Raw genomic sequence first — 22,792 nt, 5'->3', positions numbered from 1 at the left:
CGGACAGGAGAGACGGTGTCTGACGCGGTGGTGGTCGGAGCCGGCATCATCGGGCTCAGCTGTGCCATCCGGCTGCAGCAAAGGGGACTACGGGTGACCGTGGTCACCGCCCACCCCGTCGAGCAGACCGTGTCGGCGGTGGCCGCCGCGGTCTGGTACCCGACCCGGACCGACGGCACGTCCCGGGTGCTCGACTGGGCCCGTCACACCTTCGACGAACTGGCCGACCAGGCCCGGCAGCCGGTCCCGGGGGTGGTGATGCGACCGACCCGGATGCTGCTGCGAACCCCGGTCGACGATCCACCATGGTGGGCAGCGGCCGTACCCGACCTGCGATACTGCCCGGTCACCCCGGTGGTGCCGGCCACCGGCACCGGTCCGGCCGGTGGCGTGGTGGCCGAGTGGCGGTGCACGGTGCCCACCGTGGAGATGCGGCCGTACCTGGACTGGCTCACCCGACGGTTCGGCGCCGCCGGCGGCGTGCTGCGCCAGCGTGACCTGTCCAATCTGGCCGAGGCAGGCCAGCTGGCGCCGGTGGTGGTGAACGCCACCGGCTTGGCCGCCGGGCGGCTGGCCGCCGATCCGGCGGTGCATCCGATCCGCGGCCAGGTGGTGCTGGTGGCCAATCCCGGCATCGCCACCTCGGTACGCGACGAACACCACCCCGACGGCTCCACGTACGTGCACCCCCGGCGGCGCGACGTCGTGCTCGGCGGCACGTTCGAGCCGGACGTCGACGGCGAACTGCCCGATCCGGCGACGAGCCGGGCGATCCGGGCCCGCTGCGCCGCCCTCGTTCCCGAGCTGGCCGGTGCGGCGGTCCTCGCCCAGCGGGTCGGGCTGCGGCCCGGGCGGCACGGCGGTGCCCGGGTGGAGGCCGATCCCGCGCCGCCGTCCGGGGTCACCCAACTGATCCACTGCTATGGCCACGGCGGCGCCGGCGTGACGCTGAGCTGGGGCTGCGCCGACGAGGTGGCATCGCTGGTCAGCGCGGAACCGTGACCCGCCCCAGCCGTACCGACAGCTGAAAGCACGGCCGGAGTCGGCAGTTCTACGATCCGCGCGTACACCATGCGACCCGTCGTTACGGTCCTCCGGCCTTCCACGCCGTTACGAGGGTCACGTCGTGGCCCAGGGACGTCTGCTCAACGGTGGCGAAGCCCGCGTCGGTCAACCAGCGCCGGCAGTCCTCGATGTGGTAGCCGCCGCCGGTGGGTGTCATCAGTTGCAAGTTGATGCTGCGGATGAGATTGCGCAGGTAGCTGTCAACGCCCGGCACGATGATGGGATCCCAGATCAGCAGCGCGCCGCCGGGGCGTACCGCCGGGAAGATCCGCCGGACGAGGGTCTGCCGTTGCTTGTCGTCCCAGTCCACCAGCGCGTGTCCGATCATCACCACGTCTGCCGGAGGCAGCGGATCGGTGAAGAAGTCGGCGGCGTGGAATCGCACGGCACCGGTCATGCTCAGATCGGCCATGTGGGCGTCGAAGGCGGGCTGTAGCTGCGGCAGATCGAGGACTGCGGCGTCCAGGTGCCGGTGCGCCCGCACGATGCCGGCCAGTACGTTGCCCCGGCAGCCGCCCAGTTCGAGTACCGACTTCTGCGTAGACCAGTCGAACCTGTCGGTGAGCGCGGGTATCAGTGGTCGGCTCGCGTCCTCAGCCATCCGGACCAGCTGATCCTGCTTGCTCTGATCGCTGTACAGCTCGTCGAACATGTCTCGGCCACGGTAGGTCTCCGCCTGCGGTGCGCCGGTGCGCAGCGCCTCAGCAAGCCGGGACCAGGCCGGATACATGACCCGGTCAGCCATCCGCAGGAAACCGTCCAGCGCGGCCGGGCCACCCCGGACCAGCGCGGTGACGGTGGGCGAGTTCTGGAAGCGTCCTCGCGACTCGGTGAGCACGCCGAGCGCCACCAGTGCGCGCAGGAAGTCGCGCGTACCGCGTGGATGCAGGTCGAGTCTCTCGCGCAGTTCCTGCTCGCTGGCCGGGGCCTGTGCGAGAGACTCGATCACGCCCAGGTCGACTGCGGTCAGCAACAGCTTCGCCGGCTGAAACGCCATCGCGGTGGCCATCGGATCGCTGCCGATCGCTTCGGAAATCGTCGTGGTCATGTCATCTCTCCCGGTGTTGTCTGGTCAGCCGGCAACCGGTGTCGGCTGCGCGGCGAGCCCTGCCGACCGGCTGAGTGCGTCGCGCAGTTGGCCGGCGATGTCTGCGGCCGGTGCGTTGGCCCGCCAGGCGACGAAGGCATCCGGGCGCACCAGCACGGCACCTGCGTCGCTCACTCCGTAGGTCTGTGTCCAGGTACCGTCCACCGCGCGCAAGGTTCCGTCGGGGGTGATGCGGTGCACCCGCAGCGGCACCCCGAGCTCTGCGGACACTGCGGCTGCTGGTTCCGTCCAGGCGCTACCAGCTGCACCGGTCAGCAGCACGTACGAGTCCCAAAAAAGGTCGATGGTGGAGATTCTGGTGCCTCCCTGGTCCAGCCACAGGTGCGGCGCGCGAGTGCCCGGCTGGCCGGTGAGACGCAGCCGCGGCGTCAGCACGCTGCGGTCGCCGGCATTCTCGCCAAGCACCGCCGTGGAGTGGTAGCGGTATCCGAGGGTGATGATGATGTCGTCCACCATCGACTCGTGATCCTGCTGAGTAGCGTAGCCGTGCCGGATCCGATTGCGGACCAGTGCCTGCTCCGCCATCGCCTTGCCGAGCGGGCGCCGTTCCTCGTCATAGGTTCCGAGCAGATGCGGACCCGCCCATCGCTTTAGCGTGGCGGCCAACTTCCAGGCCAGGTTGTGCGCGTCGTGAATGCCGGTATTGGCCCCGAAGCCGCCCGCTGGCGGGTGTACGTGCGCCGCGTCGCCGGCCAGGAACACCCGGCCGACGCGGAAGCGTTCCGCGACCAGCTGCGCGCCTTCCCACGGCACCTTGGCCATGATCTCCACCGGCATGTCGTCCTTGCCGGCCGCAGAACGGACGATCTCGACACAGCGTTCGTCGGTGAAATCGGCTGGAGACTCGCCCCGGTCGGGGTGGTAGATCGGGGCGGCCAGCCACGGGTCGCACCCGTGCAGGCGCGACAAGCCCATCATGGTTCCCCGAGCGGTCGCGTAGCAGAGGATGAACTTGCGGTCCTTGAGCAGTTCCTCGAGCTGTGGCGCGCGGAAGTAGATGCTCAGCGCGTTGAACACCGTTCCCCGCCCGGTCCGGTGCACGCCCAGGGCCTCGCGCGTGCGGCTCCGCGCACCGTCGGCGCCGACCAGGTAGGTTGCGCGGATGCGACGCTGTTCGCCGGTGCTGTTCACCTCGACGGTGGCGGTGACGCCCTCGTCGTCCTGCTCGAACGACAGCAGACGGGTCCCGAACCGGATCTCCGCGCCGCCGTCACGGGCCCGGTCGAGCAGGACCCGCTCGTACCGGTCCTGGCCACAGCCCATCACCCTTTCCGGGCTGATCGTCGGGCCGTCGAGTGAGGGCGACTCCAGCACCACCGCGTCGTCGATCTCCGCGTACGTGTTGACCCGCAGGATGCCACCTTCGAAGTAGGCGTGCGAGTCGCCCATCTCCAGGGCCCGGATGTCGGCGCCGATGCCGGCGGCCCGCATCAGCTCCAATGTGCGTGCCTGCAGGCCCGGCGCCCGCGGCAGGAGGGAGGTACCGTCGCGCCGTTCGATCAGGATGGTGCGAACTCCGTGGCGTCCCAGAAAGAGGGCGGTGGACAGGCCGACGGGCCCGCCTCCCACGATCAGGACGGGGGTCGTCTCGTCATACATTCCAGTTCCTCTGCTCGGCAGACTTTCCGGTCTGCACCCAGACGAAGCCATCGGGGCGAACCGGTCGTGCGGCGGGGTTCCGCCGTGAGGCAAGAGGTACTGGTCCTTCCTCGAGGAACCCTGGCGGCTGGGTGAGGCTGCGACAGGGCCGGTGGTGGACCCTGCTTCGAGCCGTCCTCAATCCAGTACTGGGATCGTCCGGCTCGATCGTCGTGATGGTCACGGCGATCGCTGAGAAGGGAGCGGATGATGACCGAACACGCGCCGGATACGACCACGGCTGCGGGGATCATCCGGCTGGGTAACGCCTTTTGCGACGCGAAGGCGTTGCTCACCGCGGTGGAATTGGGATTGTTCACCAAGCTGCACGCCGGTCCGGCCACGGTGCAGGAACTGGCAAGGGATCTCGAACTGCACGGCCGGGGCCTCAGCGACCTGCTGGACCTGCTGGTCGCGCTCGGCCTGCTGAAACGCGACGGGAAGCAGTACGGTAACGCCACCGGCGCCGCGCAGTACCTCGTCCGGGGACAGGAGTCGTATGTCGGCGGCTTCCTCGAGCGGGCGAACCGCAATCTCTACCCGGCCTGGGGCCGGCTGTCCGAGGCGTTGCGTACCGGGAAGCCGCAGTCGGGCAGCGACTTCACCGAAATGATTTCCGATCAGGGACGGCTGCGGCAGTTCGTCGGCATGATGGACGCGCTCACCCAGATGATCGGTCCGCAGCTCGTGGCCGCTGTTGACTGGTCGAGCACCCGCGACGTCCTCGACGTCGGGGGTGCCCGGGGCAAACTGGCCGCGCAGATCGTGTCGGCCAACTCGCACCTGTCCGGGCACGTGTTCGATCTGCCGCCGATGCAGCCGCTGTTCGAGCAGCACCGTGCCGACCTGGGTCTCGAAGGGCGGCTGACCTTCCACCCGGGGGACTTCTTCGCCGACGAGCTGCCCGCAGCCGACGCCGTCGTGCTCGGACACGTGTTGCACGACTGGGATCCGGAGCAGCGCCGAGCCCTGACGATCAAGGCGTACGACGCCGTCCGTCCGGGCGGCATGCTACTCGTGTACGACCGAATGCTCACCGATCAGCCGGACGTGGAGAACCTGGTGATCAGCTTGGACATGTTGCTGGTCACCGACGGCGGTTCGGAGTACCCGATCACCGCGGTGTACGAGAACGCCCGCACCGCCGGGTTCGAGACGATCACCCACCAACCTCTCGGCGAGTACGACACCCTGGTCGTCTGCCGCCGGGCCGCATGAAGGAGGGATCAGTGCCCACGTACGACGAGGAGGTACCAGTTCTGATCGTCGGTGGTGCCGTCACCGGCTTGTCCGCCGCAGTGTTCCTGAGCTCGCAGGGAACGCCCGCCATGGTGGTGGAACGCCACCCGGACACGCTGAGCCACCCACGCTCGCGCGGGATCAACCCCCGGACGGTGGAGCTGTACCGGCAGGTGGGACTGGAGGCGGCGTTGTGGCGGGAGAGCAGCCTCGCGACCGACTTCAGTAAGCTGCTGATGGTGCGGGCCGAGACGCTGGCCGGTCCGGAAGTGTTCAGCGGCCCGACCGACACCCCTGATCCGTCGGGCACGGTGAGTCCGTGCGAGTGGGTGCCGATCGACCAGGACCGGTTGGAGCTGCTGTTGCGCCAGCGCGCCACCGAGCTCGGTGCTCAGCTGCGGTTCCACACCGAACTTACGTCGTTCTCCCAGGACGACGACGGAGTGTCCGCGCAGCTGACCGACGTAGCCACCGGCACGACCCGGACCGTGCGTGCCGAGTACCTGATCGCTGCGGACGGCAGTCGCAGCCCGATTCGCCAGCAGCTCGGCATCGGCGTGCAGGGGCCGGGCGAGTTCGCCACCACCCTGTCGCTGCTGTTCGAAGCGGATCTGAGTAAGGCGGCGCGCGGCCGGCCTATCGGCGTGTGCTATCTCGATCAGCCGAGTCCGTCGACCATTCTGTTCGCCCACGACGGCGAGAGAAGTTGGATCTTCGCCACGGCTATGCCGCCTGGATCGTCGCTGACGGAGTTGACTGACGACCGCTGTGTCGAGCTCGTTCGGGCGGCGATCGGTCAGCCGGATCTCGACGTGACGATCCGTCCGCAGCTGCCTGCTGGCGGGGCCAAGGTGCTGAACTTCTGGATCGGCGCACAGGTCGCCGAGGCGTACCGGCGAGGGCGGGTGTTCCTCGCCGGAGACGCGGCGCATCTGGTCCCGCCGACCGGCGGGTTCGGTGCCAGCACTGGTATTCAGGACGTGCACAACCTGGCCTGGAAACTGGCCGCGGTCCGCTCCGGGGCGGCCGGCCCCGGACTGCTCGACACCTACCAGGCCGAGCGGCAGCCGGTCGCCTGGATGACCCTGCAGGGCACTATGCGGATGATGCAGCAGCGCACCGGGCAACCTGAACAGGACGACACCGTTCCGGACTACGGCACCCTCGTGTTCGGCTACCGCTACACCCCGGGTGCTCCGGTGTCGCCCGCTGCCCTCAGCGGCGAGCCCGGCACCCGGGCACCGCATCTGAAGTTGGAGCGCGGTGCGACGACGATGTCGACTCTCGACCTGTTCGGCCGGCATCCGGTGCTGCTGGTGGGTCCGGACGGCGGGGAGTGGATCGCCGCCGCGCGGGCGGCAACCAACGCACTGCAGGTACCGCTGGACGCGTTGCGGGTCGGTGACGACCTCGTCGACTCCGGAGAGCGCTTCCTGGCCGGGTACGGAGTCAGCCCAGCCGGCGCGGTCCTGGTCCGGCCGGATGGGTTCGTCGCGTGGCGCGCCACAGCGATGGAGCCGGACCCGGCCGGTCAGCTGCGCGCCGCGCTGGACGAGATGCTGGTTCGGACGGGCTGACCGCTGCGGCGGCGTCCTGCGTGCGGGCAGGACGCCGCCAAAGCCACTCACTGAACGCGACCGGTTCACCGCGACGATGAGCCACGACGGTGCCGGGCCCCTGACCAGGGCCCGGCACCGTCGTGGCGGTACCGGTTCAGCTGTCGCGTACCGACATCTGACTCAGGCAACGCAGCATGCTGGACTCGAAAGTGCGGACGAAGCCATCGACCGTTCCGGTGTCGCGCGGGCTGGCCAGGTACGGCTTGAGCTTGCGCTCCACCTCCTGCACCCCCGGCTGGCTCGCCATATGGCGGGCGATGGCGTTCAGGTCGCCCTCGTACTCGATGAACCGGACCATCGTGGCTTCACGGATGAACACGGCGGTCGACAAGATCCGGCCCGCGGACTGACCCGATCCGTCGGTCACGCTCGCGGAACCGACCCGGCGGAAACCGGCAAGGACTTCGGCGATGTCGTTCTCATGGCCGGGCTTGATGTCATAGGTGATGGCGGCGAAGGGCATCCTGGTCCTCCTCGGTGGTGGCTGCCGCGTCGTCGATGACCCTGATCGACCTCGTCGGACAGCCGCGGACCGCGCGGCGCACGTCGTCGTGCTGCTCGGCGTCGGGACGGTCGACCAGCACGACGACGTGCCCTTCCTCGTCCTGATCGAACACGCCCGGCGCCCGGTAGACGCAGAGGCTGCTCACCGCACAGGTGTCTGGTGTAGCGCTGACGAGCATGGCGACGGGGCCGTCTACCAGTCGACTGGGATGTCGGTGAAGCCCTCCATGAATCCGCCTAGCGCGCGCGGCAGCTGCTCACCTGGGGTGGCCAGGTGTACGTTCGGAAACCGCCGCAGCAAGGCCTCGGTCGCGACCTGTAGCTCCATGCGGGCCAACGCGGCACCGACGCAGTAGTGCAGGCCCGCCCCGAAGGTCATGTGATGGTTTTCCTTGCGCCGGATGTCGAGGTTGAACGGGTCCTCGAACACTGACTCGTCCATGTTCGCCGACTCTTCGGACAACAGCACGCTGGAGCCCTTGCGGATGGTGTAGCCGTCCAGCGGGATGTCCTCGACCGCGTACCGCAGGGTGCCGACCGACGAGCCCATGATCTGGCAGCGCAGCAGCTCCTCGACGGCCGACGGCACCAGGGACCAGTCCTGCTGGATCTGGGCCACCAGGTCCCGCCGGTGCAGCAGTACGGCGGTCCCGGTGCCGATCTGGCTCGCGGTGGTCACGTATCCGGCGATCAGCAGGCCCTGGGTCCAGTAGTGCAGTTCATGTTCAGTCAGCCGGTTGTCGTCCTCGTCTCGTACCCGGATCAACCCGCTGATCAGATCCTCGCTGGGATCGCGCCGCTTCGAGTCGATCAGGTCGCCCAGGTAGGTCCACAGGTCGCGCCGGCACCGGGCCACCTCCTCCTTCGGTAGCTTGGTGACTGACAGAAACCCGTCGACCATGCTGCGGAACGAGTCGCGATCCTCGGCCGGTACCCCGAGCAGCAGGCAGATGACCTTGATCGGCAGCGGGAACGCGTACGCCTCGTTGAGGTCGACCGGACGCGGACCCGCCTCCATGTCATCGAGAAGGTCCGAGGCGATCCGCCAGGCGATCGGTCGCAGCGCCTCGACTCGCCGGGCGGTGAACGCGCGGGTGACCAGGCCGCGTACCTTGGTGTGCTTGGGCGGGTCGGGGTCAATGTTCGGGTCGACGAACAGCTCGTTGTCCGCCGAAATGCGGGCGGCGTCGGGACGAGCGATGTTGCGGCTGAGCCGGTGGTCGGCGAACAGGGACCGCACGTCGTGGTAGCGGGTGACCAGCAACGCCCGGTCGCCACTGGGTAGTGTCACCTCCACCACCGGGTCCTCGCGCAGTCCGCGCAAGGCCTCGGGAATTTCCATGGGTGGGGTCCAGGGAAAGGGGTAGCGCAGGGCCCCCTGGGTTGTGGTGGTCATCGCAGCGGCCTCTCTGATCGTCGTGCTCGGACCGATGAACCCACCCTCGGTACGAGGCGGGCCCTCGCATGATGGAAAGCAGCGGTGGAGGGACGGTCGACTCGGTCTAGAGGCCGGGGCAGGGACATGGATGTCAGGTCGTCACAGCCCGGCCATCACGGCGGCCGACGGCGGCTCAGAATGGCCAGGCGGTGCGCTGCCGGGCGGCTTCCGCGAACGCCCACTCGTACCGGACCGCAGTCTGGAAGTGACCGACGAGCTGCTGCCGGCCGGCCGCCCCGGTGCCGGCGGCGACCTCGTCAACCATCCGGAGGAAACCGGCGACCGCGTAGCCGTAGTGCGGACCGGGGTGATAGACCTCGATCCAGCGGGCGTAGCGGGAGCCGGGGACGTGGTTGTCCAACAAGTTCTGCGAGACCCGCTGGTTGAACACCACCATCGGCAGCAGCGCGCCGACGCCGGCTTCGACCGAGGCGGACGCCGAGGCGAGGAAGAACGACGCGTACGCACGGGTCGCCGGGGCCGGCTCGGATGTGTTCGGCTCCGGCGGTGCCGGGGCGGACAGGTCCGTGGCCAGTCCCTGGTACGCGTCGCGCAACCGGTCGCGTGCCTCCAGACTGCCGATCACCGAGCGGGCGAGCAGCCTGGTGTGGCCGTCCTCGACGGCGGCGGCCGCCGTCGAGGCCAGTGCGCGGGCGTAGGCAGGTAGGAGATGCTCGGTGTCCTGCACGACGAAGTGGGTCAGGCACTCGGCGGGGACCGAGCCGTCTCGCAGGCCGGTCCAGAACGGATGGCCGATCACCTTGTCCAGGACGGGTGCGGCTCGTTGCAGCAGATCTTCGTGAAAGCTCATGTCGCTGCTCCTCGGGGATACGGTCGGTCGGGGTGGATCTTGTGGCGAGTGCTCAAATCGCCAGACGGACTCGGTACTGCCGCAACCAGGCGTCGAGCTGCAGCACCATCTCGACGTCCCGGCGTTCGCCCCACCCGGTGACCTCGATCGGCCGTCGAGCGCGGCGTAGCCGGACGCAGGCCTGGGCATCAAGCAGCGGCTGTACCGGCGAGTGGGGGTCGTCGAGCACGGCGTCGAACTGGGCACGGAGGATTTCGCCGTAGCGCGGATCCTGGGTCACCGGGAATGGACTCTTGCGCCGCTGCAGCACCTCGTCGGGTAGCAGATCGGCCACGGCGGCGCGCAGCACGCTCTTCTCGTGCCCGTCGGCGGTCTTCATCGCCCACGGGATGTTGTAGACGTACTCCACCAACCGGTGATCGCAGTACGGCACCCGTAGTTCGAGACCGACCGCCATGCTGAGGCGGTCGTCGCGGGCGAGCAGCATCGGCAGCCAGCGGGTGAGATGGGCGTAACCGGTCACCCGCATCCGCCGGTCCAGGCCGGACTCATCGGGCAGGGCGGGCACCTCGGTGACGGTCTCGGCGTACCGGTCGGCGGCGTACCCGGGAACATCGATCTTGGTGAGCAGTGCCGGGTCGAGCAACCCGGTGCTCATCCCATGCCGTGCCACCCGCAGGCCCATCGTGACCCACGGGAAGTTCGGCGACTCCAGCAGCGACGGGTCCCGGAACGACTGGTATCCGCCGAACAGCTCGTCGGCGATCTCCCCCATGAGGGCCACCGTGGACCGCTGCCGTACCGCGCGCAGCAACAGATAGAGCGAACGGTCCATGTCCGGGATCGGTCTCGGTAGATCCTGCGCGCGCAGGGCGGCTGCGGCGACGACCGGGTCGACCATGTCGGCGGTGCGCAGGACTACCGGCTCGTGCGCGGTCCCGATGTGCCGGGCCACCCGGTCGGCATACGGCGCGTCCGGGTCCATGTGCCAGAAGTCGGAGCGGAACCGCTCGGCGTGCCCGTCGAAGTCCACGGCGAATGTGCGCGGTCGTTCTCCGGCGATCGCCGCGATCGCCGCGATCGCGCTGGAGTCGAGGCCGCCGGAGAGCAGGGTGCACAGCGGGACATCCGAAACGAGGTGGGCGTGCACGGAGTCGGTCAGCAAGCCGCGGACCGTCGCGACCGTGGTGGCCCAGTCGTCGGTGTGCTCCCGCACCGGTAGCGCCCAGTAGCGGCGCAGGTGTTGACCCGTCCGGTCGAGGATCACGAGGTGCCCGGGTGGGACCTCGCGCACTCCCTGGTAGACACCGTGTCCCGGGGTGGCGATGTACGCCAGCAGTTCAGCGAGCCCTTCAGCGTCGACGACGGCATCCACCAGGGGGTGCTCGAGCAGTGCCTTGACCTCGGATCCGAAGACCAGGCCCGGGCCGGCCGCAGCGTAGTACAGCGGCTTCACCCCGAGCCGGTCGCGGGCGAGCAGCAGGCGCTGGCGCGCCGGGTCCCACACCGCGAAGGCGAACATCCCGTCGAGATGCTCCACGCACCGCTCGCCCCACTGCAGGTAGGCCCGGAGCACGACCTCGGTGTCTCCGCTGGAACGGAACCGGTGCCCGAGGCTACGGAGTTGCTCGCGCAACTCGCGGAAGTTGTAGACCTCGCCGTTGTAGACGAGGACCGCCTGTACTCGACCGTCTCCTTCGGCGACCATTGGCTGGTCGCCGCCGGCCGCGTCGATGACGGCAAGCCGGCGGAAGCCCAGCGCGGCGTCTCGGTCCGTCCACCCCCCCTCAGCATCAGGTCCACGGTTGGCGAGGGTCGCCACCATGGCACGTACCGTGTTGATCTCTGATGTCAGATCACGCCCGAAGTCGACCCATCCCGCTAGTCCACACATGACGTCACTGTCTGCGTCGCGTCTCGAGGCCCGCTCGGAGCGATCTGGACCGGCCGGTGGCTGGTCAGACTCGGTCGAGCGCCAGCTGTTCCAGACGCGGGACGAGTTGCGCCGGTCCCGGTTGTGCGTGCATGTCCCGACGTACCTCGTGAACCGCGTCGGCGACCGCCTTGTCGGTGAGCAACGAACCGGCTTCCCGGCGTAGCTGCTCCGGGGTCGCCTCCGCGCGGTTGAGCACTGCTCCGCAACCGGCGCCGAGCACCGCTGCGGCGTGGGCCGCGTGATCCGGCAGTTGCGGTACCAGCAGCATCGGCACGCCGGCGTCCAGCGCGGTGAGGATGGAGCCGGCCCCGCCGTGCGACACCAGCAGGTCGCAGCCGGGCAGGATGGTGCGCAGCGGTACGTCGTGCAGCACCCGTACGCCGTCGGGGAGCGGACCCAGCAGCTCATGCTGGTCGGCTGAGACCGCGAGGATCACCTCGGCATGCGCCGCCAATGCCTTTGCGACGGCACCGGCGATGAATCGGGACGGGGAGACCCGCGCGATGGTGTGCCCCCAGCTGACGCAGATCCTCCGGCGACTGGCGCGGCTCGCCGAGCGGTCGGCGCTGCCGGTGTTCGGCGGCAGGCTCTGGCAGGGGCCGTTGAACGGTACGTGCCGCATTGGCAGGTCGGCCCGGCTGCCCGGTAGGCGCAGCCGGGCCGGCCACGGGTCGATCGTCGGCGCGGCAGTGGGATCGACCGGTGCGCTGCCGTGTCGGCGGGCCAGCGGCGCGAGTAGCTCCGGCAGGAGTTGACGGGCCCGGACCAGCAGGTCAGCCCCGTACAGGTGGCGTACCGCAGGCACCTTGACCACCTGCGCGGCGAGCGGTCCGGCCCACGCGGTCGGCTCGTAGACGATCAGATCAGGACTCCACTGCCGGGCCACCTCGACGAGTTCGTCGAGCATGGCGTCGGCGTGGGCGAGGAACATCTGCAGGGCTCGCGGTCCCCGACCGGTACGTGGCGAGACCGGCTCGGACCGACCGCGCTCGGCAGCAGCCGGCAGCAGGTACCCCCGGACCATCGTTTCGGCGTCGCGGTCGGCGCCGACCGACACTCCGGTCAGCCCGGTCGCCGCAATGGTCCGCTGCAGCGTGGGCTGACTGGCGACGACGACGTCGTGTCCGGCGGCCTGGCAGGCCCAGGCCAGCGGCACCATACCGTACAGGTGCGACGGCCAGGCCCAGGTTGTGAACAGAACACGCATAGCGGCCTCCTTAGTGCGGCAGCAGGTTGCGTCAGCTGAGGCGACCGCGGAACGCGGGGCCACCCGTCACCGTGCCGCATGCGGGTGACCCGTGACTCGAGGATCGCTCGTCGTCGAGGTTCCATCAGCGCCCCATCGGCTGTCGAGCCAGGACACCGACGCTTGCCGGCGGTACAAAGCGATCGGATAGAGGAGGGGCGATGGAGGCGAAGGTCGCGCTGGTGACCGGGGCGAACCGGGGGATCGGTGCGGCGGTGGCCGCCCGGCTCGCCGCCCGAGGGCACCAGGTGGTGATCGCTGCGCGGCAGGTCGCGGACGCGCAACAGGCGGCGGCCAGACTAGGGGGCGACACCCGCGCCGTGCGACTGGACGTGACGGATCCGGCGAGCGTCGCTGCCGCCCGGCAGGCGGTAGGACCGATCGACATCTTGGTCAACAACGCCGGCGTGCTACTCGACGGAGGTGAGGACCCGTTGCTCGTACCGCTCGAGCTTGTCGAGCTGACGTGGCGGATCAACGCGCTCGGCGCCTGGCGGGTGTGCCAGGCCTTCGTCCCGGACATGGTCACGCGCCGCTGGGGACGGGTGGTGATGGTGTCCAGTGGCACCGGGGCGTTCAGCAACGGAATCTTCGTCGGCGCGCCGGGCTACTCGACGTCGAAGACCGCACTCAACGCGGTGACCAGCATGCTGGCCGCCGCGACCAAAGGTAGCGGAGTACTGATCAACGCGGTCAACCCCGGACTCGTGCACACCAGGATGCGGCCCGACGCCCAGCGGTCGGCGCAGGACGCGGCCGTCGACGTCGAGTACCTGGTGTCGCTCGACGACGACGGGCCGTCCGGCTGCTTCTTCCGAGGCAGCCGCCAGATCAACTGGTAGCCGCAAAGGTGACCGCTGCGACGGCTGACTCCATTTCATTTACTAGATGGGCTATTTGGTGTATTAAGAAGTAGTGCATAGGCAATATTGTCGGAATCTGGTTATATCGACGACACCGACGTGTCTCGTCGACGAGGCGGCGACAGACCCCTACAGTGCCTGGTCGTGATCACGCTGGCGCGAATCGATCTCGCGAGTGAGCGGTCACGGGACGCGCGGCTCGTGGGCTCCGACGTCGCCGCCCTCGCGCGGGTACGCCACCTGAGTCAGGTCCCGCACACCGTCGTGCTGTCCGCCCCTCTGGACCTGTGGCTCGCCGTCGCTCGGGCTCAGCCCGACCGGTGCCGCCGGCGCATGCTTCCGGGACCATTTGCCCGGGTGTCGCTGCGGTGCGCGGGTGTGACCGACGCCGGCCGGGTCATGGTGCGCAGTCCGGTGTTGCACAACTTGCCGATCAGTACTCTGGCGGAGGGTTCGTTGGAGCTGCTGGCCTGGACGCAGCGGGCGGCGGGTGGCGGTCGTGACATCCGCGCCGTGCTGTCCGTGCAGCACTTTCTGCCGGCGCGGGCGAGTGTCCTGGTCTCGGTGGACCCCGCAACCGGTCAGCAGCGGATGCGCGCGTGCTGGGGGATGGCCGAGCCGCTGTCCGGGCCGGTCTACTTCGACGAGGTGACCGTGTCGGAGGCCGCTGGCGTCGGCACGTACACCGTGGCCCGAAAGGAGACCGCCTCCGCCCCGGCGGCTGGCGGCACCTGCACCGTCGTCGTGCCCGACGAGTTGCGTGACGCACCGGTCCTGACGCTGGCCGTGGCGACCCGCGTCGCCGATACTGCCCGTACTGTCGGCAACCACCTGGGTTCGGTCGAGTTGGAGTTCGTCTTCGTTGACGACGAGGCGCATCTAGTGCGGTGTGAACACCGCTGAGGACGGGCTGCCGCGCGACTACCCTACAGACCACTTCGAGTTACCTTCCAACGGGCGCTGCGACGGTGCAGACAGATGACCTGTCGATACCCGTCCAAGGAGGCCGTTCGTGCACCGTACTCTCATCGTGGCGAGGATGGATCCCGGAGATTCGGATGCCGTTGCCGACATCTTCGCCAAGTCTGACGCGTCCGACCTGCCGCATCTCATCGGTGTCCAGCGCCGGACCTTGTTCCGCTTCCATGACCTCTACTTCCACCTGGTCGAGGCCGACGACGACATCACGCCGCGGCTGTACCGGGCCCGCAGCCACCCGCTCTACGAGGAGATCAACATCGCCCTCGGCAACCACGTCTCCCCGTACGACCCCAACTGGAAGGAACCGCGCGACGCGATGGCGACGCCGTTTTACGTCTGGTCGGCAGGGCAGGAGGTGACGCGGTGACGACCGTGTCGCACTGGAAGGTCGCCTCGGACTCAGTGGCCGCGAACCGACGCAGAGGTGGCGAGATCCGGGTGACCCTGAGCCCGCGTACCGTCGGGTGTGTCTCTGGCTTCGGGGGGGTGCTTCGGCTGGCAGCGCAGGAGTTCATCAGTGAACACCTGCACCCGTACTCCGAGGAGTTTCTGCATGTCATCTCGGGGCAGCTGGAGATGGCTATGGACGGGACCGTGGTGCAACTGGGGCCGGGGGAGTCTCTGTTCATCCCGATCGGCGTGCGGCATCGGCTGGTCAACACCGGTGCCGTGCCGGCGGAGGCGGTGTTCCACCTGTCGCCGCTGGCCCCGCGTCCGGAGTTGGGGCACGTGGACACCGAACCACTGCCCGACCCGGAAAGCTCCCAGCCGAACGTGGGCAGAACACGGTGAGCCGCCGCGCGGTCATCACCGGCGTCGGCGTGGTCGCCCCCGGCGGCATCGGACGTGAGCCGTTCTGGCAACTGCTGACCGAAGGGCGTACCGCCACCCGTACTATCACCTTGTTCGATCCGTCGGGGTACCGGTCCCGGATCGCAGCCGAGTGCGACTTCGACGCCCGGGCGGCCGGACTGAGCGCACAGCAGATACGCCGGATGGACCGCGCCGCTCAATTCGCCACAGTGGCGGCGCGGGAGGCGGTGGCCGACGCCGGACTGCGGCTCGACGGGGTCGAGCCGCAGCGGCTCACGGTCAGCGTCGGCAGTGCGGTCGGGTGCACCATGGGCCTGGAGCAGGAGTACGCAGTCCTCTCCGACGACGGGCGACGTTGGCTGGTCGACGCCGACTACCGGGTGCCACAGTTGTACGGATACATGGTGCCCAGCACGATCGCGGTGGAGGTCGCGCGGGACGTCGCGGCGGAAGGTCCGGTCGCGTTGATCTCCACCGGGTGCACGTCCGGCATCGACGCGGTCGGGCACGCGGTGCAGCTCATCACGGAGGGCAGCGCGGACATCGCGGTGACCGGTGCGAGTGATGCTCCGCTGTCGCCCATCACATCGGCATGTTTCGACGCGATCAAGGCGACCTCACCGAACAACAACGATCCCGAGCATGCCTCCCGGCCCTTCGACGCGCAGCGCGACGGCTTCGTGCTCGGCGAAGGTGCCGCGATGTTCGTCATCGAGGAGGCCGAACACGCCGAGCGCCGACAGGCACCGGTATACGCCGAGGTGGTGGGCTTTGCCAGTCGCAGCAACGCGTTCCACATGACCGGGCTCAAACCTGACGGCCGCGAGATGGCCGAAGCGATCCGGGTCGCGCTCAATCAGGCCAGACTAGATCCGACAAGCGTGGACTATATCAATGCCCACGGCTCCGGAACCCGGCAGAACGACCGCCATGAGACGGCGGCTTTCAAGCGTAGCCTCGGTGAGCACGCCTACCGTGTCCCGGTGAGTTCGATCAAGTCGATGGTCGGACACTCGCTCGGCGCGATCGGGTCGATCGAGATCGCGGCCTGTGCGCTCGCCCTGCAGCGACAGGTCGTCCCCCCGACAGCCAACCTGCACAACGCCGATCCCGAGTGCGACCTGGACTATGTGCCGCTGGTGGCCCGGGACCACCGCACCTCGGTGGTGCTCACCGTGGGTAGCGGATTCGGTGGGTTCCAGAGCGCCATGCTGCTCGCCGTCCCCGGCCGGTCCTGACACACTAGGGGTAAGCCCTCATATACGCCTACGGTTATTCTGGCTAGAGTAATGCCGGCGTCGCGGTCCGGCGGCGCCGGCATCTCCACGAAGGAGGACCAGCAATGAGGACCGCCCGCCGAATCGTCGCGGCCGTGGCTGCAGTGGTCGGCCTGGGCTTGGCTGCCGGGGTGGGTTGGGCGGTGAACTTTGTGGTCTCCTACCAGCAACTCGATCGTAGTACCGTGGGCAGGCTCGACTTCAGCCAGCCGCTGGCCGTGCCGCCGCTGGCCGAGTCAACCACCGACGAACACGGCCGCAAGAAGTTTCACCTGACCATCCAGAGCGGACAAAAGGAGTTTCTGCCGGGCAAGCAGACGGCAACCTGGGGCATCAACGGTACTTACCTGGCACCCACGGTACGAGCGCAGCGCGGCGACACGGTTGTTTTCGATGTCGAGAACGGGCTCTCCGAGACCACCACCCTGCACTGGCACGGAATGCACCTGCCGCCCGAGATGGACGGCGGTCCGCACCAGATGATTCGCCCGGGCACGATCTGGTCGCCGACCTGGACAATCGACCAGCCGGCGTCAACGATGTGGTTCCATCCGCACATGCACCAGCAAACCGCGATGCACGTCTACCGTGGTGTGGCCGGCATGTTCCTGGTCGATGACGACGCCGGTCCGCAGCTACCGGACGAGTACGGCGTCAACGACATCCCTCTCATCCTGCAGGACAAGAACTTCCACGACGACGGGTCACTCGACACCCGGCACGCCACCTTCACCCAGCAGATCGCCGGGGCGGGCAACGTTGGCATCCTCGGCGACACCGTTCTGGTCAATGGCACCTACAACCCGCATCTGGAAGTGCGGCACTCGCTGGTGCGGCTGCGGATTCTCAACGCGTCGAACGCGCGGACCTACAACCTGGGCTTTCCCGATGACCGCCCACTCACCGTCATCGGCACGGACGGCGGGTTGCTGGAACGCCCCGTCGATCTGCGTCGGTTGCAGGTGAGCCCGGGCGAGCGCTTCGAGGTGCTGGTGGCGCTTGGCGCCGGGGACCGGCCGGTGCTGCGCAGCTTCCCCGCTGACCTGGGTTCCGGGTTCCCACTGCGCCGGTTCGCTGGAGCGGATGACACCCTGGACATCCTGCAACTGCGCGCAGCTGAGCAACTGGCCTCGGCGATCGAGGTGCCTCCGCAGTTGGTCACGGTTGAGCAACCGGACGTGACCGGCGCCGAGGAACGCTCCTTCGAATTGCTCGGCGTATCGATCAACGGCCGAACCATGGACATGAGTCGGGTCGATGGGGTGTTCACCGCAGGCAGCACCGAGGTGTGGACGGTCATCAACACCGACGAAGCCCCGCACAACTTCCACGTGCACGGCGTCTCGTTCCAGGTACTGGATATCGGCGGTGAGCCTGTCCCGGCACATCTCGCCGGGCTGAAGGACACCGTATACCTGCCGCCTGGCACGCCACTGCGCATTGCCGTGACCTTCGAGGATTACACCAGCACGACCTGGCCGTACATGCTTCACTGCCATCTGCTCCGGCACGAGGATCAAGGCATGATGATCCAGTTCCTGGTGGTCCAACCGGGAGAGGAAGACTCGGTTAGCCGCGTTCTGTCCAGACACGCCCACCACAACTAGCCCCGCGGCTCCCCCGCAGCCGCGGCCCGGGACGGCCACGCATCACCCACCGGTGCGTGGCCGTCCCTCTGTCCCGGCGGCCACAAGCGCCGCCCCGTCTCTGGGGCAGTGCACCCGACAACTGGGACGGCCCACGGCCCGGGTCCACGAGGCAGGCTGGGGCGCTTTCCGCCGAACTATAGCCGACCAACCTGGTTACCAGGGCCGCCGAAGGTCGGCATTGCTTCGAGTTGAGTTTGAGGGTAACTCCAGACCGACCGGCCAGCCTTGTCTGCAGGACGGCGTCGTGCGCCGTCACGGACAAGGAAAGGCCCACGATGATCGCGTCATCGAAGCGTAGCCGGACACCCGAACCGACCCAGCCCGTGGTGACGGGTATCGGGGTCGTGGCGCCAACTGGCACGCGCGTCGACGAGCACTGGCAGGCGGTCCTGGCCGGCAAGAGCGGGATCGGGCGAATCACACGATTCGATCCGACTGGCTATCCGGTGAGCCTCGCCGGTGAGGTGCCCGGATTCGCACCGCAAGGGCGGGTACCCGGACGGCTCATTTCGCAGACCGATCGCTGGACGCACTTCGCACTCGCTGCGGCCGAGAACGCGCTGCAGGACGCCGGGGTCGATCCGGCCCAGCAGCCCGAGTACTCGATGGGGGTAGTGACCGCCAGTTCATCGGGTGGCACCGAATTCGGCCAGCACGAGATGCAACGGCTCTACACGCGGGGTCCGTCCTGGGTCGGTGCGTACCAGTCGATCGCCTGGTTCTACGCCGCCAGCACCGGGCAGATTTCGATCCGGCACGGCATGCGTGGCCCGTGCGGTGTGATCTGCACCGAGCAATCTGGCGGCCTGGATGCCATCGGCCAAGCACGGCGACTGCTCCGGTCAGGTACGCGGCTGGTGGTCACCGGCGGCACCGACGCCTCGCTCTGCCCGTACGGACTGGTCGCCCAACTCTCCAACGGCGCGTTGTCTGCCGTGGACGATCCTGCTCGGGCCTACCTGCCCTTTGACGCCAGCGCGACCGGCTACCTACCGGGTGAGGGCGGCGCGATTATGATCGTCGAGACACCGGACGCGGCCGACGCCCGCGATGCCGAGGCCTACGGGCGGATCGCCGGCTACGCAGCGGGGTTCGACCCATCGCCGGCAGACGGGCGATCCGAACCATTGGTCGGGGTGATCAACCGGGCGTTGGCCGACGCCCGGCTCACCCCCGACCAGGTCGACGTCGTCTTCGCCGATGCCCTCGGGGTGTGGGCTGAGGATCGCGCCGAAGCAGCTGCGCTGCGCGGTGTCTTCGGGCCGCGTGGCGTGGCAGTCACTGCCCCGAAGACGCTGACCGGCCGGCTCTATGCCGGAGGTGGCGCACTCGATGTGGCGACTGCGCTGCTGGCCCTGCGCCATGCGGTGGTGCCTCCGTGCACCGGTCCCACCCGGCTGGTGACCGGTGACGACCTGGACCTGGTCCTCAACCAGCCCCGGGAGATGCCGGTGCGTGCCGCTTTGGTGCTCGCGCGAGGGCACCAGGGATTCGTATCCGCCGTCGTACTCACCCGAGCCGACGGGTGAGTTGGCGTATCTAGAAAGGACTTTGGGATGACACTGTTTACCCTAGAAGACCTCCGAAAGATCCTCGGCTCGGCGGACGGGACCGACGGCCCGGAACTGGACGAGAACTCCCTCGACGTAGCGTTTGTTGAGTTGGGCTACGACTCGTTGGCGATGCTCGAACTCGCCGCGTCTGTCGCGCGGCAGTACGAAGTGCCGATCCCGGACGACTCGCTGGAACACATGACGACGCCTCGCACGGCCGTCGCCTACCTCAACGAACGGCTCGTCGCGTCAGGGAAGGCAGCCTGACATGGCGGGACACACCGACAACTCGATCCTCATCGAGGCCGCGATCGACGTCGTGTGGCAGATGACCAACGATGTGGTGAACTGGCCCGACCTGTTCAGCGAGTACGCATCGGCGGAAATCCTCGAACAGCGCGGTGACACCGTCCGGTTCAGACTCACCATGCACCCGGACGAGCAGGGCAGGACCTGGAGCTGGGTGTCCGAACGGACCCCGGATCCTCGTACCCGAACCGTGCGAGCGCATCGGGTGGAGACCGGCCCCTTCGAGTTCATGAACATCTACTGGGAGTACCGCGAAGAGGAAAACGGAGTCCGAATGCGTTGGGTTCAGGACTTCCACCTGAAGCCGGACGCACCTACCGACGACGCCGGGATGACCGCTCATCTGAACCGCAATACTGCGGTCCAAATGCAGCTGATCAAGGACAAGGTCGAGGCAGCCGCGCGGGCAGCCGCGACCGGTTGAGCCAGGTGGCGTCGTGTCGATCCTCGTACTCGCTCCGTTGGTGCTCGTCGTTAATGGCCTGGCCGCCGGCGTACTGGTCGGTACTCAACTGGGCGGCTGGCCGCTGTTGCAAGCGTTGCCGCCCGGCCGGTACGTGCACGCGCACGCGTTCTTCGCCACCCGATACGACCCGTTCATGCCGGCGTGCCTACTGGCGACGATCACCGGCGACGTGGTGCTGGCCCTGGCTGACGGCGATGCCAGGGCTGCCCGGGCGCTGTACGTCGTTGCCGCGCTCGCGGCGGCGGCAACCGTCACCATCTCCCTGATCAAGAACGTGCCGGTCAACCGGTGGATCAGACAGTTGGACCCGGATCGCCTACCATCCGACTTCACGCGGCAGGATCCCCGACCCGGTTGGGGGCTGTGGAACCGGATACGGACCTGGCTGGCCGTGTGCGCACTGATCGCCAATGGTGCGGCGCTGAGCGTGCAGATGTAATCCCCTCGTGGCCGCACGCCACGACCTTAGAAAGGAGCGGACATGGATCTCCAACTGGCGGGCCGTAAGGCTCTTGTCACCGGAGGAACCCGTGGCGTCGGTCGGGGTGTTGTTCTCGCCCTGGCCCGCGCGGGAGTCGATGTGATCACCTGCCACAGGCAGGCGAGAGAGGAAGCCACCAGCCTGGAGAATGAGCTCAAGGAAATCGGTGGGCAGCACCATGTCATCCGCGCCGATCTCGGGCGGCCTGACGACATCGCCAGCCTGGTGGCCCAGTGCGGCGACCGGTTCGGCCGGCTCGACCTAGTGGTCAACAACGCCGGGGCGATCAGTCATGTGCCGTACGAGCGGCTGACGTTGACCGAGTGGCGGCGGATTCTGGATGTCAACCTGACCGCCGCCCACCTGGTGATCCAGCACGCCCTGCCGCTACTCGGCGAGGGATCCTCGGTGGTCAGCATTGGATCGAAGGTGGCCGAGGTAGGCATTCCGCTGCGTGCCCACTACACGGCGACCAAGGCCGCGCTGGTGGGGCTGACCCGGTCGCTGGCCAAGGAACTGGGTCCGCGTGGTATCCGGGTGAACGTGCTGGCGCTCGGGGTCATCGAAACCGAGGCGATGGCGGCGATGCCGGCCGAGCAGCAGGCTCTCATGCGGCAGCGCTACAGCGACAAGACCGCGCTCGGCCGGCTCGGTACGCCCGACGAGGTCGGTGGTGCCGTGCTCTTCCTCGCCAGCCCGCTCTCCCGGTACGTCACCGGTGCCACCCTGCACATCGATGGAGGGATTTCCTGATGTCAGAGCAGAGTCGGTTCCGGGTCATGCTCCGGATGCAAATCAAGCCGGGTATGGGAGCGGACTTCGAACGGGTCTGGCGGGAGGTCGGTAATTCGGTGACCTCGCACCCGGCGAATCTGGGTCAGTGGCTGTCACGCAGCGCTGAGGAGAACGACGTCTACTACATCGTCAGCGACTGGCTGGACGAGCCGCAGTTTCGCGAGTTCGAGCACAGCGACCGACATGTGCAGCATCGCCAGTTGCTGCATCCGTACCGATCGGCTGGGTCGATGACCACGATGCACGTGGTCGCCCATCTAACTGGTGCGGGGGTACCGCCGGCATGAGCGGTGAGGTACGGGTGCTGGTGTACCACGCGGCGACCGACCACGAGTCGGTCCGGCTGGCGTACCAGCGGGTGAGCCAGCGCATGCGCGACGTGCCAGGTCTACTCGGTAACGATCTGCTCGGGGCGGTCCGGGACAGCCGGGGCTTTCTGGTGATGAGCCGCTGGGCCGACCTGAACGCGTTTCTCACCTGGGAGGCCGGTCCTGATCATCGGGACACCACAGCCCCGCTGCGGCCCTTCCGGGATGAGCGGTTCGACCCGCCGTTCGGCGTCTACCAAGTCGTCGACAGTTTCTGACGAGGGGGCATCTGGTGCGACCGATTCCCCGGCCTAGGGCACTGGCACCGCGCCAAGGCTGGCAAGAGTACGGCTACCTGCTGCTCGATCGGGTCATCGAAGTGGGGCAGTCGATCAGCTTCTCGGCCTTGTTCTGGGTCCCATACCCGATCCCGACCCGTTGGCGCCAGAGTGAGGATCGCGACGGCGATCCGGATCGGGGTCCTACCGACGTCGCGCCCTGATGTGCGTTGAGACGTACGCTGACCTCGATCCGTCGGAGGGTGTTGCTCCCTGCTTGACCGTTTCGGCCTGACCGTTTGTCCGCTCGTGGTGGGTGCGGGATCGCCACGTGTCGCCGTGGACGCGCGAGGTCTGTCGGCGGCCAGTGAATACTCCCCGTAGGCGGTCATTTATCGCCCCGTTGGTGGCCAGG

General features: G+C 68.1%; 24 protein-coding genes. 16 read left to right on the top strand and 8 right to left on the bottom strand.

The window, feature by feature from the left end:
* Positions 1–15 precede the first annotated feature (15 nt).
* Entirely contained in the window at positions 16–1,002 is a 987-nt protein-coding gene (locus ACFHWT_RS27705; RefSeq protein WP_416597619.1) for an FAD-dependent oxidoreductase, read from the top strand.
* 82 nt (positions 1,003–1,084) lie between these two features.
* Here ACFHWT_RS27705 and ACFHWT_RS27700 read toward each other — a convergent pair whose 3' ends face one another.
* Both ACFHWT_RS27700 and ACFHWT_RS27695 read right to left on the bottom strand, forming a co-directional pair.
* Entirely contained in the window at positions 1,085–2,113 is a 1,029-nt protein-coding gene (locus ACFHWT_RS27700; RefSeq protein WP_416597618.1) for a methyltransferase, read from the bottom strand.
* A 24-nt stretch (positions 2,114–2,137) separates the two neighbouring features.
* Positions 2,138–3,772, bottom strand: a complete 1,635-nt coding sequence (locus ACFHWT_RS27695; protein ID WP_416597617.1) for an FAD-dependent monooxygenase — start codon at positions 3,770–3,772, stop codon at positions 2,138–2,140.
* Between the two features lie 249 nt (positions 3,773–4,021).
* Between ACFHWT_RS27695 and ACFHWT_RS27690 the strand changes: the two genes are divergently transcribed.
* Both ACFHWT_RS27690 and ACFHWT_RS27685 read left to right on the top strand, forming a co-directional pair.
* On the top strand, positions 4,022–5,029 hold the full coding sequence (locus ACFHWT_RS27690; RefSeq protein ID WP_416597616.1) for a methyltransferase: 1,008 nt from the start codon (positions 4,022–4,024) through the stop codon (positions 5,027–5,029).
* 11 nt (positions 5,030–5,040) lie between these two features.
* Positions 5,041–6,627, top strand: a complete 1,587-nt coding sequence (locus tag ACFHWT_RS27685) for an FAD-dependent monooxygenase (protein WP_416597615.1) — start codon at positions 5,041–5,043, stop codon at positions 6,625–6,627.
* A gap of 136 nt (positions 6,628–6,763) precedes the next feature.
* Here the strand turns inward: ACFHWT_RS27685 and ACFHWT_RS27680 are convergent, their stop codons facing one another.
* The 6 genes from ACFHWT_RS27680 to ACFHWT_RS27655 all read right to left on the bottom strand — a co-directional run bounded on the left by ACFHWT_RS27680 (position 6,764) and on the right by ACFHWT_RS27655 (position 12,565).
* Positions 6,764–7,132 (bottom strand): SchA/CurD-like domain-containing protein, encoded by a 369-nt coding sequence (locus tag ACFHWT_RS27680; protein ID WP_416597614.1) that lies wholly within the window; start codon positions 7,130–7,132, stop codon positions 6,764–6,766.
* Positions 7,107–7,352, bottom strand: a complete 246-nt coding sequence (locus tag ACFHWT_RS27675; RefSeq protein ID WP_416591807.1) for a ferredoxin — start codon at positions 7,350–7,352, stop codon at positions 7,107–7,109. Before ACFHWT_RS27675 ends, ACFHWT_RS27680 begins: the two co-directional genes overlap by 26 nt.
* A 14-nt stretch (positions 7,353–7,366) precedes the next feature.
* The gene (locus ACFHWT_RS27670) at positions 7,367–8,569 is read right to left on the bottom strand and encodes a cytochrome P450 (protein ID WP_416597613.1); all 1,203 of its coding nucleotides are present in this window, start codon (positions 8,567–8,569) and stop codon (positions 7,367–7,369) included.
* Positions 8,570–8,744: 175 nt separating this feature from the next.
* Positions 8,745–9,422: a TenA family protein gene (locus ACFHWT_RS27665; protein WP_416597612.1), complete on the bottom strand. Its 678-nt coding sequence runs from the start codon at positions 9,420–9,422 to the stop codon at positions 8,745–8,747.
* Between the two features lie 52 nt (positions 9,423–9,474).
* Positions 9,475–11,316, bottom strand: coding sequence for an asparagine synthase (glutamine-hydrolyzing) (asnB, locus tag ACFHWT_RS27660; protein ID WP_416591810.1), 1,842 nt, complete (start codon positions 11,314–11,316; stop codon positions 9,475–9,477).
* A gap of 64 nt (positions 11,317–11,380) precedes the next feature.
* Positions 11,381–12,565 carry a nucleotide disphospho-sugar-binding domain-containing protein gene (locus ACFHWT_RS27655; protein WP_416597611.1) on the bottom strand — a complete coding sequence of 395 codons (1,185 nt, stop codon included), beginning with the start codon at positions 12,563–12,565 and terminating at the stop codon, positions 11,381–11,383.
* A 200-nt stretch (positions 12,566–12,765) separates the two neighbouring features.
* Between ACFHWT_RS27655 and ACFHWT_RS27650 the strand changes: the two genes are divergently transcribed.
* The 13 genes from ACFHWT_RS27650 (at position 12,766) to ACFHWT_RS27590 (ending at position 22,377) form a co-directional block, all read left to right on the top strand.
* Positions 12,766–13,446: an SDR family NAD(P)-dependent oxidoreductase gene (locus tag ACFHWT_RS27650; RefSeq protein ID WP_416591812.1), complete on the top strand. Its 681-nt coding sequence runs from the start codon at positions 12,766–12,768 to the stop codon at positions 13,444–13,446.
* A 165-nt stretch (positions 13,447–13,611) separates the two neighbouring features.
* Positions 13,612–14,370 (top strand): hypothetical protein, encoded by a 759-nt coding sequence (locus tag ACFHWT_RS27645; RefSeq protein WP_416591813.1) that lies wholly within the window; start codon positions 13,612–13,614, stop codon positions 14,368–14,370.
* A 109-nt stretch (positions 14,371–14,479) separates the two neighbouring features.
* The gene (locus ACFHWT_RS27640; RefSeq protein ID WP_416591814.1) at positions 14,480–14,815 is read left to right on the top strand and encodes a TcmI family type II polyketide cyclase; all 336 of its coding nucleotides are present in this window, start codon (positions 14,480–14,482) and stop codon (positions 14,813–14,815) included.
* Positions 14,812–15,240: a cupin domain-containing protein gene (locus ACFHWT_RS27635; protein WP_416597610.1), complete on the top strand. Its 429-nt coding sequence runs from the start codon at positions 14,812–14,814 to the stop codon at positions 15,238–15,240. The genes ACFHWT_RS27640 and ACFHWT_RS27635 overlap by 4 nt, the downstream gene beginning before the upstream one ends.
* The gene (locus ACFHWT_RS27630) at positions 15,237–16,499 is read left to right on the top strand and encodes a beta-ketoacyl-[acyl-carrier-protein] synthase family protein (RefSeq protein WP_416597609.1); all 1,263 of its coding nucleotides are present in this window, start codon (positions 15,237–15,239) and stop codon (positions 16,497–16,499) included. The genes ACFHWT_RS27635 and ACFHWT_RS27630 overlap by 4 nt, the downstream gene beginning before the upstream one ends.
* Positions 16,500–16,603: 104 nt before the next feature.
* On the top strand, positions 16,604–18,145 hold the full coding sequence (locus ACFHWT_RS27625) for a multicopper oxidase family protein (protein WP_416591817.1): 1,542 nt from the start codon (positions 16,604–16,606) through the stop codon (positions 18,143–18,145).
* 317 nt (positions 18,146–18,462) lie between these two features.
* A complete protein-coding gene (locus ACFHWT_RS27620) occupies positions 18,463–19,716 on the top strand; it encodes a ketosynthase chain-length factor (protein ID WP_416597608.1) in 1,254 nt (417 codons plus the stop codon).
* Between the two features lie 27 nt (positions 19,717–19,743).
* Positions 19,744–20,007 (top strand): acyl carrier protein, encoded by a 264-nt coding sequence (locus tag ACFHWT_RS27615; protein ID WP_416597607.1) that lies wholly within the window; start codon positions 19,744–19,746, stop codon positions 20,005–20,007.
* A 1-nt stretch (position 20,008) separates the two neighbouring features.
* Complete coding sequence (locus ACFHWT_RS27610; protein ID WP_416597606.1) at positions 20,009–20,473, top strand: SRPBCC family protein; 465 nt, start codon at positions 20,009–20,011, stop codon at positions 20,471–20,473.
* A gap of 13 nt (positions 20,474–20,486) precedes the next feature.
* Complete coding sequence (locus ACFHWT_RS27605) at positions 20,487–20,954, top strand: anthrone oxygenase family protein (RefSeq protein ID WP_416597605.1); 468 nt, start codon at positions 20,487–20,489, stop codon at positions 20,952–20,954.
* Between the two features lie 42 nt (positions 20,955–20,996).
* Positions 20,997–21,749 carry an SDR family NAD(P)-dependent oxidoreductase gene (locus ACFHWT_RS27600; RefSeq protein ID WP_416597604.1) on the top strand — a complete coding sequence of 251 codons (753 nt, stop codon included), beginning with the start codon at positions 20,997–20,999 and terminating at the stop codon, positions 21,747–21,749.
* Complete coding sequence (locus tag ACFHWT_RS27595) at positions 21,749–22,078, top strand: antibiotic biosynthesis monooxygenase family protein (RefSeq protein WP_416592260.1); 330 nt, start codon at positions 21,749–21,751, stop codon at positions 22,076–22,078. Before ACFHWT_RS27600 ends, ACFHWT_RS27595 begins: the two co-directional genes overlap by 1 nt.
* On the top strand, positions 22,075–22,377 hold the full coding sequence (locus ACFHWT_RS27590; RefSeq protein ID WP_416597603.1) for an antibiotic biosynthesis monooxygenase family protein: 303 nt from the start codon (positions 22,075–22,077) through the stop codon (positions 22,375–22,377). Before ACFHWT_RS27595 ends, ACFHWT_RS27590 begins: the two co-directional genes overlap by 4 nt.
* Positions 22,378–22,792 lie beyond the last annotated feature (415 nt).

Origin of the sequence: Micromonospora sp. LOL_021 (genome assembly GCF_048060215.1) — a bacterium.
GTDB lineage: Bacteria > Actinomycetota > Actinomycetes > Mycobacteriales > Micromonosporaceae > Micromonospora_E.
Note: the sequence above shows the minus strand (reverse complement) of the source record. Positions and strands in the feature narration are given on the sequence as shown.

Bases quoted from the DNA above. Each gene is read 5' to 3' on its own strand.
- ACFHWT_RS27700 (WP_416597618.1), bottom strand. From the start codon at position 2,113: ATGACCACGACGATTTCCGAAGCGATCGGCAGCGATCCGATGGCCACC.
- ACFHWT_RS27595 (WP_416592260.1), top strand. From the start codon at position 21,749: ATGTCAGAGCAGAGTCGGTTCCGGGTCATGCTCCGGATGCAAATCAAG.
- ACFHWT_RS27590 (WP_416597603.1), top strand. From the start codon at position 22,075: ATGAGCGGTGAGGTACGGGTGCTGGTGTACCACGCGGCGACCGACCAC.
- ACFHWT_RS27650 (WP_416591812.1), top strand. From the start codon at position 12,766: ATGGAGGCGAAGGTCGCGCTGGTGACCGGGGCGAACCGGGGGATCGGT.
- ACFHWT_RS27620 (WP_416597608.1), top strand. From the start codon at position 18,463: ATGATCGCGTCATCGAAGCGTAGCCGGACACCCGAACCGACCCAGCCC.
- ACFHWT_RS27610 (WP_416597606.1), top strand. From the start codon at position 20,009: ATGGCGGGACACACCGACAACTCGATCCTCATCGAGGCCGCGATCGAC.
- ACFHWT_RS27600 (WP_416597604.1), top strand. From the start codon at position 20,997: ATGGATCTCCAACTGGCGGGCCGTAAGGCTCTTGTCACCGGAGGAACC.
- ACFHWT_RS27665 (WP_416597612.1), bottom strand. From the start codon at position 9,422: ATGAGCTTTCACGAAGATCTGCTGCAACGAGCCGCACCCGTCCTGGAC.
- asnB (WP_416591810.1), bottom strand. From the start codon at position 11,316: ATGTGTGGACTAGCGGGATGGGTCGACTTCGGGCGTGATCTGACATCA.
- ACFHWT_RS27690 (WP_416597616.1), top strand. From the start codon at position 4,022: ATGACCGAACACGCGCCGGATACGACCACGGCTGCGGGGATCATCCGG.
- ACFHWT_RS27695 (WP_416597617.1), bottom strand. From the start codon at position 3,772: ATGTATGACGAGACGACCCCCGTCCTGATCGTGGGAGGCGGGCCCGTC.
- ACFHWT_RS27615 (WP_416597607.1), top strand. From the start codon at position 19,744: ATGACACTGTTTACCCTAGAAGACCTCCGAAAGATCCTCGGCTCGGCG.
- ACFHWT_RS27655 (WP_416597611.1), bottom strand. From the start codon at position 12,565: ATGCGTGTTCTGTTCACAACCTGGGCCTGGCCGTCGCACCTGTACGGT.
- ACFHWT_RS27670 (WP_416597613.1), bottom strand. From the start codon at position 8,569: ATGACCACCACAACCCAGGGGGCCCTGCGCTACCCCTTTCCCTGGACC.
- ACFHWT_RS27625 (WP_416591817.1), top strand. From the start codon at position 16,604: ATGAGGACCGCCCGCCGAATCGTCGCGGCCGTGGCTGCAGTGGTCGGC.
- ACFHWT_RS27680 (WP_416597614.1), bottom strand. From the start codon at position 7,132: ATGCCCTTCGCCGCCATCACCTATGACATCAAGCCCGGCCATGAGAAC.
- ACFHWT_RS27675 (WP_416591807.1), bottom strand. From the start codon at position 7,352: ATGCTCGTCAGCGCTACACCAGACACCTGTGCGGTGAGCAGCCTCTGC.